Source organism: Lysobacter sp. GQ73, assembly GCF_059758755.1.
The window spans coordinates 303,164-319,705 of the sequence record NZ_JCAXEE010000001.1 but is presented as its reverse complement, the minus strand read 5'-3'; the positions used below and the strand labels follow the sequence as shown (position 1 = coordinate 319,705).

Genomic DNA, 16,542 nt, shown 5'->3' with positions numbered 1-16,542 from the left:
TCGGGGCTCGGGACTCGAAAAAGCAAGAACTGCGACACTCGGACGCCCGGGTTCGGCTTCGCGCCGAGTCCCCGGTCCCGAGCCCCGAGTCGCGCTGGCGACACCCGACTCATGCCGCCATCTCCACGTTGCCGGCGGCCTGATCGTCGACCAGGAAACGCTTGTTCACGATCGCGTACTCGAACTCGCTCCAGAAGTGGTGCAGGAAGCCCTGCACCGGCCACGCGGCGGCTTCGCCGAACGCGCAGATGGTGTGGCCTTCGATCTGGCCCGCGGCGGCGCGCAGCATCTGCAGATCGTCCAGGGTCGCCTGCTTCTCGACGATGCGGGTCAGCATGCGGTACATCCAGCCGGTGCCTTCGCGGCACGGCGTGCACTGGCCGCAGCTTTCCTTGAAATAGAACCGGGCGATGCGCTGGCAGGCGCGGACCATGCAGGCGGTCTCGTCCATCACGATCACCGCGCCCGAGCCGAGGCCGGAACCGGCCTTCTGCAGCGAGTCGTAGTCCATCGTGCAGGCCATCATCGTCTCGGCCGGCAGCACCTTCATCGAGGAACCGCCGGGGATCACCGCCTTGAGCTTGCGGCCGCCGCGCACGCCGCCGGCGAGCTCGAGCAGGTCGGCGAACGAAGTGCCCAGGCGGATCTCGTAATTGCCCGGCTTGTTGACGTGGCCGGACACCGAGAAGATCTTCGGGCCGCCGTTGTTGGGCTTGCCGAGGTTGAGGAACCACTCCGCGCCGTTGCGCAGGATCGCCGGCACCGAGGCGTAGGTCTCGGTGTTGTTGATCGTGGTCGGCTTGCCGTACAGGCCGAAATTGGCCGGGAACGGCGGCTTGTAGCGCGGCTGGCCCTTCTTGCCTTCCAGCGATTCCATCAGCGCGGTTTCTTCGCCGCAGATGTAGGCGCCGGCGCCGAGTGCGCCGTAGATGTCGATGTCCACGCCGCTGCCGAGCACGTTCTTGCCCAGCCAGCCGTGCTCGTAGGCTTCCTTCAGCGCCTGCTCGAAATGCTCGAACGGCTCATGATGGAATTCGCCGCGCAGGTAGTTGTAGGCGACCGTCGAACCGGTCGCGTAGCAGGCGATCGCCATGCCCTCGACCACCGCATGCGGGTTGAAGCGCAGGATGTCGCGGTCCTTGGCGGTGCCGGGCTCGGATTCGTCCGAGTTGCACAGGATGTACTTCTGGGTGCCGCTGCCCTTGGGCATGAAGCTCCACTTCAGCCCGGTCGGGAAGCCGGCACCGCCGCGGCCGCGCAGCCCCGAAGCCTTGACCATGTCGACGATCTGCGCCGGGTCGGTCTTCTCGCTGAGGATCTTGCGCAGTGCGCTGTAACCGCCGGTCTTGAGATAGTTCTCGTACGACCAGGGGGTTTCGTAGTGCAGCGTCGTGTAGACGACCTGATGCTCCTGCGGAGCCGGGCCGACCGGGCCGTAGCCCTTGGAATAATCGTGGTGACCGTGATGCGCCATCGGGGCCGACCTCACTTCAAACCGTCGAGCAGCGCGTCGACCTGGGTCGCGTCGAGCTTCTCGTGGTAATGACCATTGACGACGACCACCGGCGCGCCGCAGCACGCGGCCAGGCATTCTTCTTCGCGCTTGAGGAAGATGCGGCCGTCGGCGGTGGATTCGCCGAGCTTGCAGCCGAGCTTCTTCTCGGCGTGCCGGACCAGGTCCTCGGCGCCGTTGAGCCAGCAGCTGATGTTGGTGCAGAAGGCGACGTTGTTGCGGCCGACTTTCTCGGTCTCGAACATCGAATAGAAGCTGGCGACCTCGTAGGCCCACACCGGCGGCAGGCCCAGGTACTTGGCGACCGCGGCGATCAGCTCGTCGCTGAGCCAGCCGCCGTTCTGCTCCTGCGCCGCGTGCAGGCCCTGCAGCACCGCCGAGCGCTTACGGTCCGGCGGAAACTTGCTCAGCCAGTGATCGATGTGCGCACGCGTCTCGTCCGACAGCGCGAGCATCGGATCGACGTGCTGGGTGGCTTCGAAATTGCCTGTCGCTTTCATTGTTGAGCCCCCGGGACTCGGGATTCGGGACTCGGGACACGCGAGGCCCGGCCGTCCGATTTCCGAAGATCGCGGAAAAAAAATAAAGAGAGTGCTGCAGCACCGAGCGCAGAGCCGGCTTCTACGAGTCCCGAGTCCGGAATCCCGAGTCCCGGCTTCATCGGTCGATCTCGCCGAACACGATGTCGTAGGTGCCGATCATCGCCACCACGTCGGCGAGCATGTGGCCCTTGACCACTTCGTCCATCGACGACAGGTGGGCGAAGCCCGGCGCCCGCAGCTTGACCCGGAACGGCTTGTTGGCGCCGTCGGAGACCAGGTAGCAGCCGAACTCGCCCTTGGGCGCTTCGACCGCGGCGTAGGTCTCGCCCGCCGGCACGCAATAGCCTTCGGAGAACAGCTTGAAGTGATGGATCAGGGCTTCCATGTCGTCCTTCATCTCCTCGCGCTTGGGCGGGGCGACCTTGAAGTTGTCGACGATCACGGGGCCGGGATTGGCGCGCAGCCACTTCACGCACTGCTTGATGATGCGGGTGGACTCGCGCATTTCCGCGACGCGCACCAGGTAACGGTCGTAGCAGTCGCCGTTGACGCCGACCGGGATGTCGAAATCGACTTCGGCGTACTTGGCGTAGGGCTGCTTCTTGCGCAGGTCCCAGGCGATGCCGGAGCCGCGGATCATCGGACCAGTCATGCCCCAGGCCAGGGCCTGCTCGGGCGAGATCACGCCCACGCCGACGGTGCGCTGCTTCCAGATGCGGTTGTCGGTCAGCAGCGTCTCGTACTCGTCGACGCGCTTGGGGAAATCGTCGGTGAAGGCATCCAGGTAGTCGAGCATCGAGCCTTCGCGCCACTCGTTGAAGCGCTTGAGGCTGCCGCCCTTCTTCCACGGCGATTCCTTGTACTTCGGCATCCGCTCGGGCAGGTCGCGATAGACGCCGCCGGGACGGTAGTAGGCCGCGTGCATGCGCGCGCCGCTGACCGCCTCGTAGCAGTCCATGAGCTCTTCGCGCTCGCGGAAGGCATACAGGAACACCGCCATCGCGCCCAGGTCGAGCGCGTTGGAACCGACCCACATGAGGTGGTTCAGGATGCGGGTGATTTCGTCGAACATGGTGCGGATGTACTGCGCGCGCTCCGGCGCCTCGATCCCCATCAGGGTTTCGATCGCGCGCACGTAAGCGTGCTCGTTGCACATCATCGACACGTAGTCCAGGCGATCCATGTAGCCGATCGACTGGTTGAACGGCTTGGACTCGGCCAGCTTCTCGGTGCCGCGATGCAGCAGGCCGATATGCGGGTCTGCGCGCTGCACGACTTCGCCGTCCATTTCCAGGATCAGGCGCAGCACGCCGTGCGCGGCCGGATGCTGGGGGCCGAAGTTGAGCGTGTAGTTGCGGATCTCGGCGTTGTTGAGGCCCGAGGTGCCGCTGTTGACGAACGGCATCGTGGTGGCGGGACTGGACATCACTTCACCTCGCCGCGCTGGGCGGCTTCGCCGACGGCGGTCTGGTAGCGCGCATCGTCGCGGATCACCCGCGGCACGCCGACGCGCGGCTCGATCGACACCGGCTCGTAGACCACGCGCTTCTTGTCGGCGTCGTAACGCACTTCGACGTTGCCGATCAGCGGGAAATCCTTGCGGAACGGATAGCCGACGAAACCGTAGTCGGTCAGGATCCGGCGCAGGTCCGGATGGCCTTCGAAGATGATGCCGAACAGGTCGAAGGCTTCGCGCTCGAACCAGTTGGTGCCCGGCCAGACCGAGGTCAGCGAGGCCACCACCGGCAGGTCGTCGTTCTGAGCGTAGGTCTTCAGGCGCAGACGATGATTGTGCTGGTACGACAGCAAGTGAGCGACCGCGGCGAAACGGCGCTCCGGCGTCGAGGCGTCGCCGTTGGGCGACTCGCCCCAACGGAAACGGCCGGCGCTCTTGCCTTCGACGCCGCGCGAGAAACCTTCCGAGGACACATCGGTGTCCCACTCGTCGCTGCCGTAGCTGAGATAGTCGATGCCGCTGACGTCGACGCATTGCTCGAAACCGAACTCGTCGCGCAGGGCGCGCGCCGCGGCCAGCCAGGCGGCCGGGGCCACTTCGAGGGTCAGTTCGCCGCGCGGTTCGGCCACGACGACCAGAGCGTCGGCGAAGCGTTCGCGCAGACGCTCGGCAAGGGTCGCGGCGCTCATTCGCGGACGCCCTGCTTGTGCTCGCCGAAGTTGGTGCCGCGGCGGATCTTGCGCTGCAATTGCAGGATGCCGTAGACCAGCGCTTCGGCGGTCGGCGGGCAGCCGGGCACGTAGACGTCGACCGGCACCACGCGGTCGCAGCCGCGCACGACCGCATAGGAATAGTGGTAGTAGCCGCCGCCGTTCGCGCAACTGCCCATCGAGATCACCCACTTCGGGTCGGGCATCTGGTCGTAGACCTTGCGCAAGGCCGGGGCCATCTTGTTGACCAGGGTGCCGGCGACGATCATCACGTCGGACTGGCGCGGCGACGGGCGGAACACCACGCCGTACCGGTCCAGGTCCAGGCGCGAGGCGCCGGCATGCATCATCTCCACCGCGCAGCAGGCCAGGCCGAAGGTCATCGGCCACATCGAGCCGGTGCGCGCCCAGTTCCACAAAGTGTCCAGATTGGTGGTCACGAATCCCTGCTGCAGCAGCGGATTCTCGCCTTCCGGGCGCAGGATGTCGTCGAGGCGGCCTTCCGGGATCGGGTTGTGCATCAAGCCCGAAACCTTGTCGCCAACGGTTTGGATCACTCCCATTCGAGCGCTCCCTTCTTCCAGACGTAAACGAAGCCGAGCAGGAGCATGCTGGCGAAAATGCCCATCTCGATCAGGCCGATCGGTCCGAGGTCTCGGAACACCGTGGCCCAAGGCACGATGAAGATGATTTCCAGGTCGAAGATGATGAACTGGATGGCGATCAGGTAGTAGCGCACGTCGAACTGCATGCGCGCGTCTTCGAAGGCCTCGAAGCCGCATTCGTACGGAGACAGTTTCTCCGCAGTCGGGCGCTTGGGCCCGAGCGTATTGCCTACTACCAACAGGGCGACGCCAATGACGCTGGCGACGATCAGGAACAACAGAGTCGGCAGGTATTCGGCCAGCACGCGGTGTTCTCTCGGCTACTTGTTCGGCTACATGGGCGCGTTTCCGCGACCTTGGCTTGGCGCCCGGGCGCCCAGTCGTTGGGACGGCGGGTCGCGGCCCGCCGTGCGTGCCGCACCTGCGTACCGTGGTGCGAGTTGCGAATTGCTTGGAGCTAGGAGTGTGAAGCTAGGTTTGGAATGGTGCCCAAAGGGGGACTCGAACCCCCACGACCTAAGTCGCTACCACCTCAAGGTAGTGCGTCTACCAATTCCGCCATCTGGGCACTGTATCCAACCAAGCCATCCTGGCTTCGGCTTCGTAAGGGTCTTGCGAAGCCGCTCGGTCATCGCTGACCGGCCCCACCATCCCGGCGGGGCGCTGGAACTCTATTTTAACCTGTTTATCTCAGCCGCCAGTAGTCGGCTGCTTTGCCGGGGCTGCCTGCTCGGCCGGAACCTGCACCGGCGTCGCGGCCGGAGCCGCGGGCACCTGGGTCGCCGGAGCGGGCGCCGCCGCCGGAGCGGACTGGCCTGCCGGCGCCTGCGGCACGCTGGTGGCCGGAGCCGCCGGGGTGGCGGAGGCCGGGGCGGCGGTCGCCGACGGGGCCGGAGCCGTCGCCTGCGGAACGCTGCCCATCAGGCCGACGCTGGGCTTGTCCGGGGTGACCGAGGTACGACTCGCCTGCCAGGCCATGAACAGGCTGATCACGAAGAACGCGATCGCCAGCCACTTGGTGGCCTTGGACAGGAAGTTCGACGAACCGCGGGCACCGAACACGGTCGCCGAGGCACCGCCGCCGAAGCCCGAGCCCGCCTGCGCACCCGCGCCGCGCTGCATCAGGATCAGCGCGATCATGGCGATCGCGATCAACACATAGATGACGTTGAGGAACAACAGCATCGTTAAGGATTCTTCGATTCGGACTGCTTGTTACGACCGCGCCGGGCCCGCCAGGTTCGTCGGGCCCGCTCGATCAGGGTGCCGCCGCAAGCGCGATGGCGTTGAAGTCCGCTGCGACCAGGGAGGCGCCGCCGACCAGGCCGCCATCGACGTCCGGCTGGGAAAACAGCGCGGCGGCGTTGTCGGCTTTCACGCTTCCGCCGTAAAGGATCGGTAGCGAGCCAGCGATTGTAGCATCGTGCGAAGCGATTTCGCTACGAATGAATGCGTGGACTTCCTGGGCCTGCTCGGGCGATGCGGTCTTGCCGGTGCCGATGGCCCAGACCGGCTCGTAGGCCACGATCGCGCCGTCCAGCGCGGCCGCGCCGAGCAGTTCGAAGATCGGGGTCAGCTGTTCCTGCAGGCGCCACTGGGTCTTGCCGTCCTCGCGTTCGGACAGGGTCTCACCGACGCACAGGACCGGCACCAGGCCGGCGGCCTTGGCGGCGGCGAACTTGCGCGCGACCAGTTCGCTGGTTTCGGCGTGGTACTGGCGGCGCTCGGAATGGCCGACCAGGCCGTAGCCGGCGCCGACGTCCTTGAGCATCGCGGCCGAGACTTCGCCGGTGTAGGCGCCCTTCTCGTTGCTGCTGACGTCCTGGGCGCCGAAGCTCAGGCCGCGCTCGCCGTAGTGTTCGATCAGCTCGCCCAGGTAGGGCAGCGGCGGTAGGATCAGGCGCTCGACTCCGGCCGGCGGCGTCTGCGCTGCGACTTCGTCGAGCAGGGCGAAAGCGAACTCGCGGCTGCCGTGCAGCTTCCAGTTTCCGGCGACGATCCTGCGGCGCATGGCGACTCCTTTGATGCTGAGGCGCGCAGTTTACATTGGCGCAGCGAGGAACGAGGAGTGAGACGTGAGGAGTGAGCCAAAGCAACTCTCGGACTCGTTTCCAGCGCCTGCGCCCCCACTGACGGCTCACCTGTCCTCGCTCACTCCTGCCTCATCGCCCGCATGAACCCCACGCCCTCCCCCACCCTACGCAGCTTCCCGCCGGTCGAAGCGCCCGACGCCAGGGTACTGGTGCTCGGCAGCATGCCCGGGGCCGCCTCGCTGACCGCCGGGCGCTACTACGCGCATCCGCAGAACCGGTTCTGGCCGATCATGGGCAGCCTGGTCGGGGCGGCGCCGGAGCTCGATTACCCGCGCAGGCTCGACATCCTTCGCGCGGCCGGAATCGCGTTGTGGGACGTGTTCGCCGAATGCGAGCGCGAGGGCAGCCTGGATTCGGCGATCCGCGACGACACCGCGGTCGCCAACGATTTCGCCGGTTTCCTGGCCCGCCATCTGCAGGTGCGCACGGTGCTGTTCAACGGCGCCAAGGCCGAGCATGCCTTCCGCCGCTTCGTGCTTCGCCCGCTCGCCCGCCCCGACCTGATCCTGCGCCGGCTGCCCTCGACCAGCCCGGCCAACGCTTCGCAGCGCAACGAGGCCAAGTGGTCGGCCTGGCGCGAGGCGCTGCGCGACGCCGGCGTCGCGGTCCGCGACTGAGCTCCGGGCGGCCGGCCCGGCCGATCGGCGCCTGCGCCAGCCGATCCGGCCACGAAAACCGCAACGGCAGCATCGCCGGCCACGCGGCCGCGGCACCGGAACCGCGGTCCGGGCGATTCACGTCTGCAACATTCGCGACGCGCCCCGAACCGGGGCGGGAGCGCCGAAACCCGCGCCGCCACTGGCTTTCAGGCGCGCGAAACCGGGTCGTCCGCGCCCCGCTCCGACTCCGCCGGACGGTTTTTTTCGGCCGGCCCCCTGTCCTACGCTGCAGAGCAGCGCCGTTTGTTGGGGAGAACCGCCCGACAGGCGCCCACCACCCTCGATCGATCGCTTGCGGCCCCTGCGGGCGCCGCGGGTAGCGGAGCCTTTCGTCCGCGCCAACAGGAAGTCGCTGCGCCGTCGTCGCGATCGGCGCCGCAGCGCCGAAACGCCGTTCGCGCCGCCCGGGTCGGAGCGCGAGCGGTCGCACAGGGACCGACCCGTTCATCCCTCAGGGAAGCGCTACCACAAGGAGTTCCACCATGAAGATCCATCGCCATCGCTCCATCCTGCAGCTCGCCGCCTTCAGTGCGATCGTGCTGTTCTCGTCCACCGCCTCGGCCGTCGCCGGCGAGCGCGTGATCCGCACCGCGCAGGGCGACATCGCCGCGATCGACGCGCCGAAGTCGCAGCAGCTCAATGCCAAGAACGCTCACGCCCATCCGTTCGCGACCGAACGCCAGCGCGCGGCGGCCCAACCGATGGTCTGGATCGACCGCGGCGGCGACGCGGCGCCGCAGGCCGCCGAGCTGACCGACAAGCTCGTGCGTGCCGCCGGCAGCGCCCCGGGCGGCAGCGCCCCGGCCTTCGGCAACTACCTGGCGCGCAGCCATTTCCGCGCCAGTTGGGACAAGCTCGAAGCGCTCGACAAGCGCCAGGGCGCCGCGCCGGACGCCACCATCTCCTCGGAGAAGGACGGCGCCCACTATCCCTACACGCGCTTCCTCGGCAACTACTACACCACCCAGTGGCAGGCCTCGCCGTGGAACAAGATCGGCAAGCTGTATTTCACCAAGCCCAACGGCAGCACCTCGTACTGCACCGCCAACGTGGCCAGCGGCAATTCGGTGCTGGTGACCGCCGCGCATTGCGTGTACTCGTTCGGCCAGGGCTGGAACTCGAACTTCCTGTTCGTGCCGGCCGAGCGCTACGGCGTGGCGCCGTACGGCAAGTTCGGCTGGAGCGCCGCGCGCGTGCCGACCAACTGGATCAGCTCGGGCACCCGCCGCTGGGACGTGGCGGTGATCAAGCTGACCGGCGAGCAGACCAGCGGCCTGCCGGTGACCAGCTACGTCGGTTGGCTCGGCCGCGCCTGGAACCAGCCTTACTCGCTGTACACCTACTCGCACGGCTACGCGAGCAACCTGAGCACGCAGTATACCAATATCTGCGCCGGCCAGACCTACGACTCGCCGACCGAAGGCACCAACGTCCTGGTCCAGGGTTGCGACATGACCTACGGCGCCAGCGGCGGCGGCTGGCTGATCAATTACACGCCGAATTCGAGCAGCGGCAACCACGTCAACAGCGTGGTCAGCGGCCCGCACATCGGCGCCTTCGGCACCGCCTGGGTCGGCGCCCGCTTCAACGACGACAACATCGTGCCGCTGTGCACGGCGATCGGGTGCTGACTCTTTCGGGACTCTTTCGGGACTCGGGACTCGGGACTCGGGACTCGGGACTCGGGATTCGGGATTCGGGATTCGGGGCTCGGGATTCGGGCCCGGGGCCCGGGGCTTGAATTTCCGCTGTAGGAATTCGGAGAGGGAACTCCGGCCCCAACGCGTTTAAAGGAAAGCCCGCCGGTTGGCGGGCTTTTCTTTCAGGGCGATACGGGGATCGAATGCTTCGTCATTTCCGCGAAGCCGGGCGCCGCCTTCTCGGCGTAGCCGAACATCCGGAGACTTCAGAGCGATGTCGCGATGGAGCCCTGGATCCCCGCCTTCGCGGGGATGACGAGCAACAGCCGAAGCACGCCGACCTCCCCCGACATTACGCCTCCCCGCTTCACGAGTCCCCAGTTCCCAATCCCGACCATCGAGTCCCGAGTCCCGAGTCCCCAGTCCCGAACATCGACTCCCGAGCCGGAACCCCCGAGCTCCTACTTGAGCTTGATCTCCCGCAGCCGCTCTTCGAGGTAGCCCTGGGCGGTGATCGGCTCGGGGTAGCGGCTGGGGTTGTCCGGAGTGATCGTCGAGGGCAACACGTCGATCAGGAAATCCGGGTTCGGATGCAGGAAGAACGGCGTGGAGTAGCGCGGCTGGCGCGCCTTGTCGCCCGGCGGGTTGACCACGCGATGGGTGGTCGAGGGGTATACGTGGTTGGTCAGGCGCTGCAGCATGTCGCCGATGTTGACCACGATGGTGTCGGCATCGGCGGTGAACGGCACCCACTCGCCCTTGCGCGACTTCACTTCCAGGCCGGCCGAGCTCGCGCCGACCAGCAGGGTGATCAGGTTGATGTCCTCGTGGGCGCCGGCGCGCACGTTGGGGATGTCATCGGTGGTGATCGGCGGATAGTGGATCGGGCGCAGGATCGAGTTGCCCGAATCGGTCTTGTCGGCGAAATATTGCTCGGGCAGGCCGATGTGCAGGGCCAGCGCGCTGAGCACGCGCGAACCGAGGCGGTCGAGCGACTGGTACAGGCCATAGGCCTGCTCGCGGAAATCGGGGATCTCCTCCGGCCACAGATTCGGCGGCATCTCGGCGGCGTACTTGGAGTCGCGCGGGATCTCGCGGCCGACGTGCCAGAACTCCTTGAGGTCGAAATGCTTGGAGTCCTTGGCGGTCTCCACGCCGAACGGGGTGTAGCCGCGCGCGCCGCCGCCGCCGGCGACGTGATACTTGCGCTTGACCTCTTCGGGCAGGGCGAAAAAGCGCTTGAACACGTCGTAGGAGCGGTCGATCTGCTGGTCCGAGATGTCGTGACCGCGAATGCCGGCGAAGCCCCATTCGCGATAGGCCGCGCCGAGCTCGGCGACGAAGGCGTCGCGGTCGGTGTCGAAGCGGCGGATGTCCAGGGTGGGAATCTGACTCACGTTGACGTTCCTGTTGATGTTTCTTCCGGGCAGAACGCTATCTTCGCTCAAAGCCGGCGGTTGCGTGCAAGGCCTGCGCAGCCGGCCGCCCCATGGACACAAGCCCAGCTTCGCAGGCCGCCCGCACGGACAGCCCGGCCAGCCGGGATGAACGCCATCCCGCGCGGCACCCTCCCCCTTCCTCCGGCGGTTCTCCACGGCTGTGTTACACGATAAAGTCGCGCCCCGACCCGGCGCTGTTGACCGGCAGCGCCACCGCCCGCCCGAGAACGCGCCTTAGATGGATGACCTAGCCGCCCGCCCAGCCTTCACGGTGCGTCGCGCCCTGGCCTGGCTGACCGGGTTCACCCTGACCAATGCGGCGGCGGCGATCGCGATCGCCGGGTTCAACATCCCCTTCGGCCACCTGGCCCAACACTGGAAGGCCGCGTTCTTCCTGACCGTGGCCCTGCCCGGACATTTCCTGTTCTTCGGCGCCCTGCTCGGCGTGGTGCCGCTGCTGCTGGGCTGGATCGGCCGGCGCCTGCGCTGGATGACGGTCGCTGCGGTGCTGCTGCAATCGGCCTGGCTGTGCCTGCTGGTCGCCGACGCCAAGGTTTTCGCCCTGTACCGCTTCCACCTCAACGCCATGGTCGCGAACATGGTGTTCGGCGGCGCGATGCAGGACCAAGTGGTGTTTTCCGGTACGGTCTGGGGGCTGATCGCGCTCGCGATCGGCTCGGTGCTGGCGCTGGAGATCCTCGCCGCCTGGCTGTGGTGGCGCGTGCTGGAACGCCGGCCCGGCATGCTCGGCATCGTCAAGGCCTGGTGGATCGCGGCCGCGGTGATGTTGGTCGGCCAGGGCATGGTCGCCTACTACGACGCCCGCGGCGATCGCACGGTGATGTCGCAACTGCCCTACATCCCGTGGGCGCAACCGATCACCCTGAAGGACGCGCTGCATCGCTTCGGCGTCGGCAACGGCGAGTCCGCGCACCTGCCGAGCGAGGGCGAAGGCCTGCTGGCCTACCCGCGCCGGCCGCTGCAGTGCGAGGCCCAGCCCAAGCTCAACGTGGTGGTGATCCTGCTCGAATCGCTGCGCTACGACGTGCTCACCCCCGAGGTGATGCCGAACACCTGGCGCTACGCGCAGCAGTCGCTGAATTTCCAGGATCACTACAGCGCCGGCAACGCCACCCGCTTCGGCGTGTTCGGCCTGCTCTACGGCCTGCCCGGCGGCTACTGGCACAAGATGCTCGCCGAACAGCGCGGCTCGGCCCTGATCGGCCAGATGAAGCGCGACGGCTACGGCATGCACATCTACGGCAGCGCGCCGTTGTACAACCCGGAGTTCGACCGCACCGCGTTCTCGGAAGTGCGCGAGCACATCGTCAACGGCCCGCGAGAGCGCAAGAGCGCCGAACGCGACCAGGCGATCCTGGAACGGCTGCAGGCCGACATCGCCGCGACCGCGACCGGCCGGCGCTTCTTCGGCTTCGTGTTCCTGGATTCGCCGCACCAGCCGTATTACATGCCCAAAGGCTATGCCTCGCCGTTCCAGCCGATGGCGAAAGAAATCAACGTGTTCGAATTCGGGCCGGACCACGACCCGACTCCGGAATTCAATCGCTACCGCACCTCGGTGCGCTACAGCGACGAGCTGATCGGCCGTTTCCTCGACCGGCTCCAGGCCGGCCCCTTCGCCGACAACACGGTCGTGGTGATCACCGGCGACCACGGCGAGGAATTCAACGACCTCAAGCAGAATTACTGGGGCCACAACGGCAATTTCTCCGACTATCAATTACGCACGCCGTTCGTGCTGCATTGGCCGGGCAAGGCGCCGCAGAAGATCGCCCACACCACCTCGCACGAAGACCTGGTGCCGACCCTGATGCGGCATGCGCTCGGCTGCCGCAACGACAGCGCCGACTACAGCACCGGCCGCGATCTGTTCGGCCCGGGGCAGCCCTCGCGCCCGCTGCTGGTGGAGAGTTGGTCGCAGCGCGGCATCCGCCAGGGCGACCGGATCTATCTGTTCGACAACTACGGCGCCGCCACCGTGGTCGACCGCCAGTACCGCCCGCTGCCCGACGCCAAGGTCGATCCGGCCGCGGTCAGCCAGTCCTGGGAAATGCTGACGCGGTTTCAGCAGCGTTGAGGGCCGCGCGGAAGGCCATGTCTCCCTAGTAGGAGCGGCGTGAGCCGCGACCGCGGGGCGGCCGATGGCGCGCAAAGCCGGATAGATCACGGTCGCGACTTGCGTCGCTGCTGCCCCAAAGCTGCGTGCTCTTGGGTAGGAGCGGCGCGAGCCGCGAACGCGGGCGCCGATTACCACGCAAGGTCGGATATATCACGGTCGCTCCTGCCCCAAAGCTGCGTGCTCTTGGGTAGGAGCGGCGCGAGCCGCGACCGCGGGGTCGCCGATGGCCGCGCAAAGCCGGATAGATCACGGTCGCGACTTACGTCGCTCCTACATGAGCTTAAGCAGGACAAAAAAATCGCACCGGCGCCTGCGCACCGGTGCGATCGTTGCCGCGCTCGCAACGTTAGACGGCGGCGCGTACGGCGTTGGCCAAGGTGTCTAGCGTGGTCTGCATCAGGGTGGCTTCGTCGGCCTCGACGGTCACCCGCACCACCGGCTCGGTGCCGGAGGGGCGCAGGAAGGCGCGTCCACGGCCGGCCACGGCGGCTTCGGCCTGGGCCAGGGCCTGTTGCACCGAGGCCGCTTCGGTCGGCTTGTTGCTGCCTTCGTAGCGGACGTTGATGGTCTTCTGCGGCACGCGGTTCAGGCCTTCGAGCGCGGTGCGCAGGCTCAGGCCGCGACGGCCCAGCACTTCGAGCACCTGCAGCGCGCTGACGATGCCGTCGCCGGTGCTGGTGCGGTCCAGGCACAGCAGGTGGCCGGAGGCTTCGCCGCCGAGCACGCCGCCGTGGGCGATCAATTGCTGGTGCACGTAACGGTCGCCGACCTTGGCGCGCAGGAACGGGATGCCGCGCTGTTCGAAGGCGCGCTCCAGGCCGTAGTTGGTCATCAGGGTGCCGACCACCGGGCCCTGCAGGCGGCCGCTGTCCTGCCAATCGGTGGCGAGCACGTACAGCAGGTCGTCGCCGTCGCAGATGCGGCCTTCGCCGTCGACGAACAGCACGCGGTCGCCGTCGCCGTCGAAAGCGATGCCGAGGTCGGCGCCGGTCGCGCGCACGCGCTCGACCAGGGTTTGCGGATGGGTCGAGCCCACACCGTCGTTGATGTTGAGGCCGTTCGGCTCGATCCCGATCGCATCGACCCGGGCGCCGAGCTCGCTCAACACCAGCGGGCCGCTCTGGTAGGTCGCGCCGTTGGCGCAATCCATGGCGATGCGCATGCCGCTGAGGTCGAAACCGCGCGGCACCGAGTTCTTGCAGGCTTCCAGGTAACGGCCGATGGCGTCGCGCGTGCGCACGGCCTTGCCGAGGCGTTCGGATTCGACGGTCTGGAACGGTTCCTCGAGCGCGGCTTCGATCGCCAGTTCGGTCTCGTCGTCGAGCTTCTCGCCTTCGGCCGAGAAGAACTTGATGCCGTTGTCGTAGTGCGGGTTGTGCGAGGCCGAGATGACGATGCCACCGTCGGCGCGCAGCGAACGGGTCAGATGGGCGACCGCCGGAGTCGGCATCGGGCCCATCAACTGCACGTCGACGCCGGCGGCGACCAGGCCGGCTTCGAGCGCGGCCTCGAACATGTAGTTGGAGATGCGGGTGTCCTTGCCGATGATGACCATCGGGTTGCGCCAGCCGCGCCGGATCAGCGCATGGCCGTAGGCGTTGCCCAGGCGCAGGACGAAATCGGCCGAGATGGGGCCCTCGCCGACCCGGCCGCGGATGCCGTCGGTGCCGAAATACTTACGTGCCATACAGTTCAACCTCCAGGTAGCGCGACGCGTCGCACCTGGACGCGCGCGCTGGATGTGATCGGGAAAGGAACGAAGACATCGCCGACGATCGGCGCCCCCAGGCCATCCAGCCCGCCGTCGTGTGCAGATTCGTCGGAACGGTGTCGAACGTCCCGCGATGACCGAGCGGTCGCACCGCTGCGATCAAGCCGCTGCCTCGGCGTCGTCTTCGGGTTGAGATTGTTTCATCATCATCGCCAAAAGATGGGCGAGACGATCACGCATTTCGCGACGGTCGCAAATCTGGTCGACCGCGCCGTGCTCGACCAGGAACTCGCTGCGCTGGAAACCTTCGGGCAATTTTTCGCGCACGGTCTGTTCGATCACGCGCGGACCGGCGAAGCCGATCAGCGCTTCGGGCTCGGCCATGTTGATGTCGCCGAGCATCGCGAACGAGGCCGACACGCCGCCGGTGGTCGGATGGGTCATCACCGAGATGTACGGCAGGCCGGCCGCGCGCAGGCGGCCGAGCGCGGCCGAGGTCTTGGCCATCTGCATCAGCGAGAACAGGCTTTCCTGCATGCGCGCGCCGCCGCTGGCGGAGAAGCACACGAACGGGCTGCCGATCTCGAGCGCGGATTCGGCGCCAAGGGCGAAGCGCTCGCCGACCACCGAACCCATCGAGCCGCCCATGAAGGCAAAGTCGAACGAACACGCCACCAGCGGCCGCTGCTTGAGCGTGCCGCGCATGGTGATCAGCGCATCGCGTTCGCCGGTGGCTTTCTGCGCGGCCTTGATGCGCTCGGAGTACTTTTTCTGGTCCTTGAACTTGAGCACGTCGGTCGGGCCGAGCCCGGCGCCGATTTCGACGGTGCTGCCGGCGTCGAACAGCGCGTTTAGGCGCGCGCGGGCGCGGATCGGCATGTGGAAACTGCACTTCGGGCAGACCTCGAGGTTTTCCTCGAGCTCGGGGCGGTACAGCACCGCGCCGCAGCGCTCGCACTTTTCCCACAACCCCTCGGGCACGCTGCGTCGTTTCGCCGCACCGGATTCGGTGCGGATGCCGGACGGCATGAGTTTCTTGAGCCACGACATACGATGGAACCTTCTGTTCAGGCAGCTAAATAAAGGACCGGAGTGACGAGGGTGAGGCCACCGCCGCCGCCAGCCTAGCGGGTCAGTTTAACGCAGCGAACCATACGGTCCGAGGCTCAGCCGTCCAGGGCCTGTCGCAGCGGCGTCAGAAAGCCCCGCGCGGCCGCGGCCGCGGCCTGCGCATCGGCGGCCTCGGCGAGCTCGGCCACCAGGGCGCTGCCGACCACCACCCCGTCGGCCTCGCGGGCCATGGCGGCGGCGCTGGCGGCGTCCTTGATGCCGAAACCGGCCACCACCGGCACCCGGCTGCGGGCGCGGATGGTGTGCAGGCGATCTTTGGCGGCGCCGGTGTCGAGGCGGTCGGCGCCGGTCACGCCGGCGAAGCTGACGTAGTACAGGTAACCCTGGGCGTCGTCGCAGAGCAGCGCCAGACGCGCGTCGGTGGTGGTCGGCGAGGCCAGCAGGATCAGGGCCAGGCCGGTCTCGTTGAAGGCCGCGCGCAGGTCCCCGGCCTCTTCCGGCGGCAGGTCGACCAGCAACACCCCGTCGACGCCGGCCGCGACCGCGTCGCGGGCGAAGCGCGCGTTGCCGCGGATCTCGATCGGGTTCAGATAGCCCATCAACACCACCGGGGTGTCGGCGTCGCGGACGCGGAACTCGCGCACCGCTTCCAGCACCCAGCTCAGGCCGGCGCCGCGCGCGATCGCGCGCTCGGAGCTGCGCTGGATGGTCGGGCCGTCGGCCATCGGATCGGAGAACGGCACCCCGAGCTCCAGCACGTCGGCGCCGGCCTCGACCAGCGCGTGCATCACCGGCACCGTCGCCTCCAGCGAAGGATCGCCGGCGGTGACGAACGGGATCAGCGCCTTGCGTCCGGCGGCCTGCAGTTGTTGGAACTTGGCGTCGATGCGATTCATAAGGACAGGAGTGAGAAGTGAGGAATGTGAAGTGAGCGGTTCAAAAGCGCGGGGGTGATTCGAGGCG

At 67.3% G+C, this 16,542-nt stretch carries 15 protein-coding genes and 1 tRNA gene; 3 read left to right on the top strand and 13 right to left on the bottom strand.

Features of this window, described 5'->3' with window-relative positions; genetic code table 11:
• Positions 1–109: 109 nt before the first annotated feature.
• The 9 genes from nuoF to tpiA all read right to left on the bottom strand — a co-directional run bounded on the left by nuoF (position 110) and on the right by tpiA (position 6,837).
• Entirely contained in the window at positions 110–1,474 is a 1,365-nt protein-coding gene (nuoF, locus tag AC6CH2_RS01350; protein ID WP_435395776.1) for an NADH-quinone oxidoreductase subunit NuoF, read from the bottom strand.
• A gap of 11 nt (positions 1,475–1,485) precedes the next feature.
• Positions 1,486–2,013 (bottom strand): NADH-quinone oxidoreductase subunit NuoE, encoded by a 528-nt coding sequence (gene nuoE, locus AC6CH2_RS01345; RefSeq protein WP_498267610.1) that lies wholly within the window; start codon positions 2,011–2,013, stop codon positions 1,486–1,488.
• A 157-nt stretch (positions 2,014–2,170) separates the two neighbouring features.
• On the bottom strand, positions 2,171–3,460 hold the full coding sequence (locus tag AC6CH2_RS01340) for an NADH-quinone oxidoreductase subunit D (protein WP_435395787.1): 1,290 nt from the start codon (positions 3,458–3,460) through the stop codon (positions 2,171–2,173).
• A 20-nt stretch (positions 3,461–3,480) separates the two neighbouring features.
• Positions 3,481–4,200, bottom strand: a complete 720-nt coding sequence (locus AC6CH2_RS01335) for an NADH-quinone oxidoreductase subunit C (protein WP_498267609.1) — start codon at positions 4,198–4,200, stop codon at positions 3,481–3,483.
• Positions 4,197–4,784, bottom strand: a complete 588-nt coding sequence (locus AC6CH2_RS01330) for a NuoB/complex I 20 kDa subunit family protein (RefSeq protein ID WP_435395773.1) — start codon at positions 4,782–4,784, stop codon at positions 4,197–4,199. Before AC6CH2_RS01330 ends, AC6CH2_RS01335 begins: the two co-directional genes overlap by 4 nt.
• Complete coding sequence (locus tag AC6CH2_RS01325; RefSeq protein ID WP_031370881.1) at positions 4,775–5,131, bottom strand: NADH-quinone oxidoreductase subunit A; 357 nt, start codon at positions 5,129–5,131, stop codon at positions 4,775–4,777. Before AC6CH2_RS01325 ends, AC6CH2_RS01330 begins: the two co-directional genes overlap by 10 nt.
• A 178-nt stretch (positions 5,132–5,309) precedes the next feature.
• Positions 5,310–5,394 (bottom strand) — tRNA-Leu (locus tag AC6CH2_RS01320).
• A 122-nt stretch (positions 5,395–5,516) separates the two neighbouring features.
• Complete coding sequence (gene secG, locus AC6CH2_RS01315; RefSeq protein ID WP_498267608.1) at positions 5,517–6,011, bottom strand: preprotein translocase subunit SecG; 495 nt, start codon at positions 6,009–6,011, stop codon at positions 5,517–5,519.
• Between the two features lie 73 nt (positions 6,012–6,084).
• The gene (gene tpiA, locus AC6CH2_RS01310; protein ID WP_498267607.1) at positions 6,085–6,837 is read right to left on the bottom strand and encodes a triose-phosphate isomerase; all 753 of its coding nucleotides are present in this window, start codon (positions 6,835–6,837) and stop codon (positions 6,085–6,087) included.
• Between the two features lie 162 nt (positions 6,838–6,999).
• On the opposite strand from tpiA, the gene AC6CH2_RS01305 reads away from it, so the two are divergent.
• Together AC6CH2_RS01305 and AC6CH2_RS01300 are read left to right on the top strand one after the other, a co-directional pair.
• Complete coding sequence (locus AC6CH2_RS01305) at positions 7,000–7,536, top strand: DNA-deoxyinosine glycosylase (protein WP_498267606.1); 537 nt, start codon at positions 7,000–7,002, stop codon at positions 7,534–7,536.
• Positions 7,537–8,060: 524 nt separating this feature from the next.
• A complete protein-coding gene (locus tag AC6CH2_RS01300; protein ID WP_498267605.1) occupies positions 8,061–9,209 on the top strand; it encodes a trypsin-like serine peptidase in 1,149 nt (382 codons plus the stop codon).
• Between the two features lie 470 nt (positions 9,210–9,679).
• On the opposite strand, the gene AC6CH2_RS01295 is transcribed toward AC6CH2_RS01300, so the two are convergent.
• Positions 9,680–10,615, bottom strand: a complete 936-nt coding sequence (locus tag AC6CH2_RS01295; protein ID WP_498267604.1) for an isopenicillin N synthase family dioxygenase — start codon at positions 10,613–10,615, stop codon at positions 9,680–9,682.
• A gap of 280 nt (positions 10,616–10,895) precedes the next feature.
• On the opposite strand from AC6CH2_RS01295, the gene AC6CH2_RS01290 reads away from it, so the two are divergent.
• Entirely contained in the window at positions 10,896–12,755 is a 1,860-nt protein-coding gene (locus AC6CH2_RS01290) for a DUF3413 domain-containing protein (RefSeq protein WP_498267603.1), read from the top strand.
• A gap of 388 nt (positions 12,756–13,143) precedes the next feature.
• Here AC6CH2_RS01290 and glmM read toward each other — a convergent pair whose 3' ends face one another.
• The 3 genes from glmM to trpA all read right to left on the bottom strand — a co-directional run bounded on the left by glmM (position 13,144) and on the right by trpA (position 16,475).
• A complete protein-coding gene (glmM, locus tag AC6CH2_RS01285; protein ID WP_498267602.1) occupies positions 13,144–14,484 on the bottom strand; it encodes a phosphoglucosamine mutase in 1,341 nt (446 codons plus the stop codon).
• A 183-nt stretch (positions 14,485–14,667) separates the two neighbouring features.
• Complete coding sequence (accD, locus tag AC6CH2_RS01280) at positions 14,668–15,558, bottom strand: acetyl-CoA carboxylase, carboxyltransferase subunit beta (protein ID WP_498267601.1); 891 nt, start codon at positions 15,556–15,558, stop codon at positions 14,668–14,670.
• 116 nt (positions 15,559–15,674) lie between these two features.
• The gene (trpA, locus tag AC6CH2_RS01275; RefSeq protein ID WP_498267600.1) at positions 15,675–16,475 is read right to left on the bottom strand and encodes a tryptophan synthase subunit alpha; all 801 of its coding nucleotides are present in this window, start codon (positions 16,473–16,475) and stop codon (positions 15,675–15,677) included.
• Positions 16,476–16,542 lie beyond the last annotated feature (67 nt).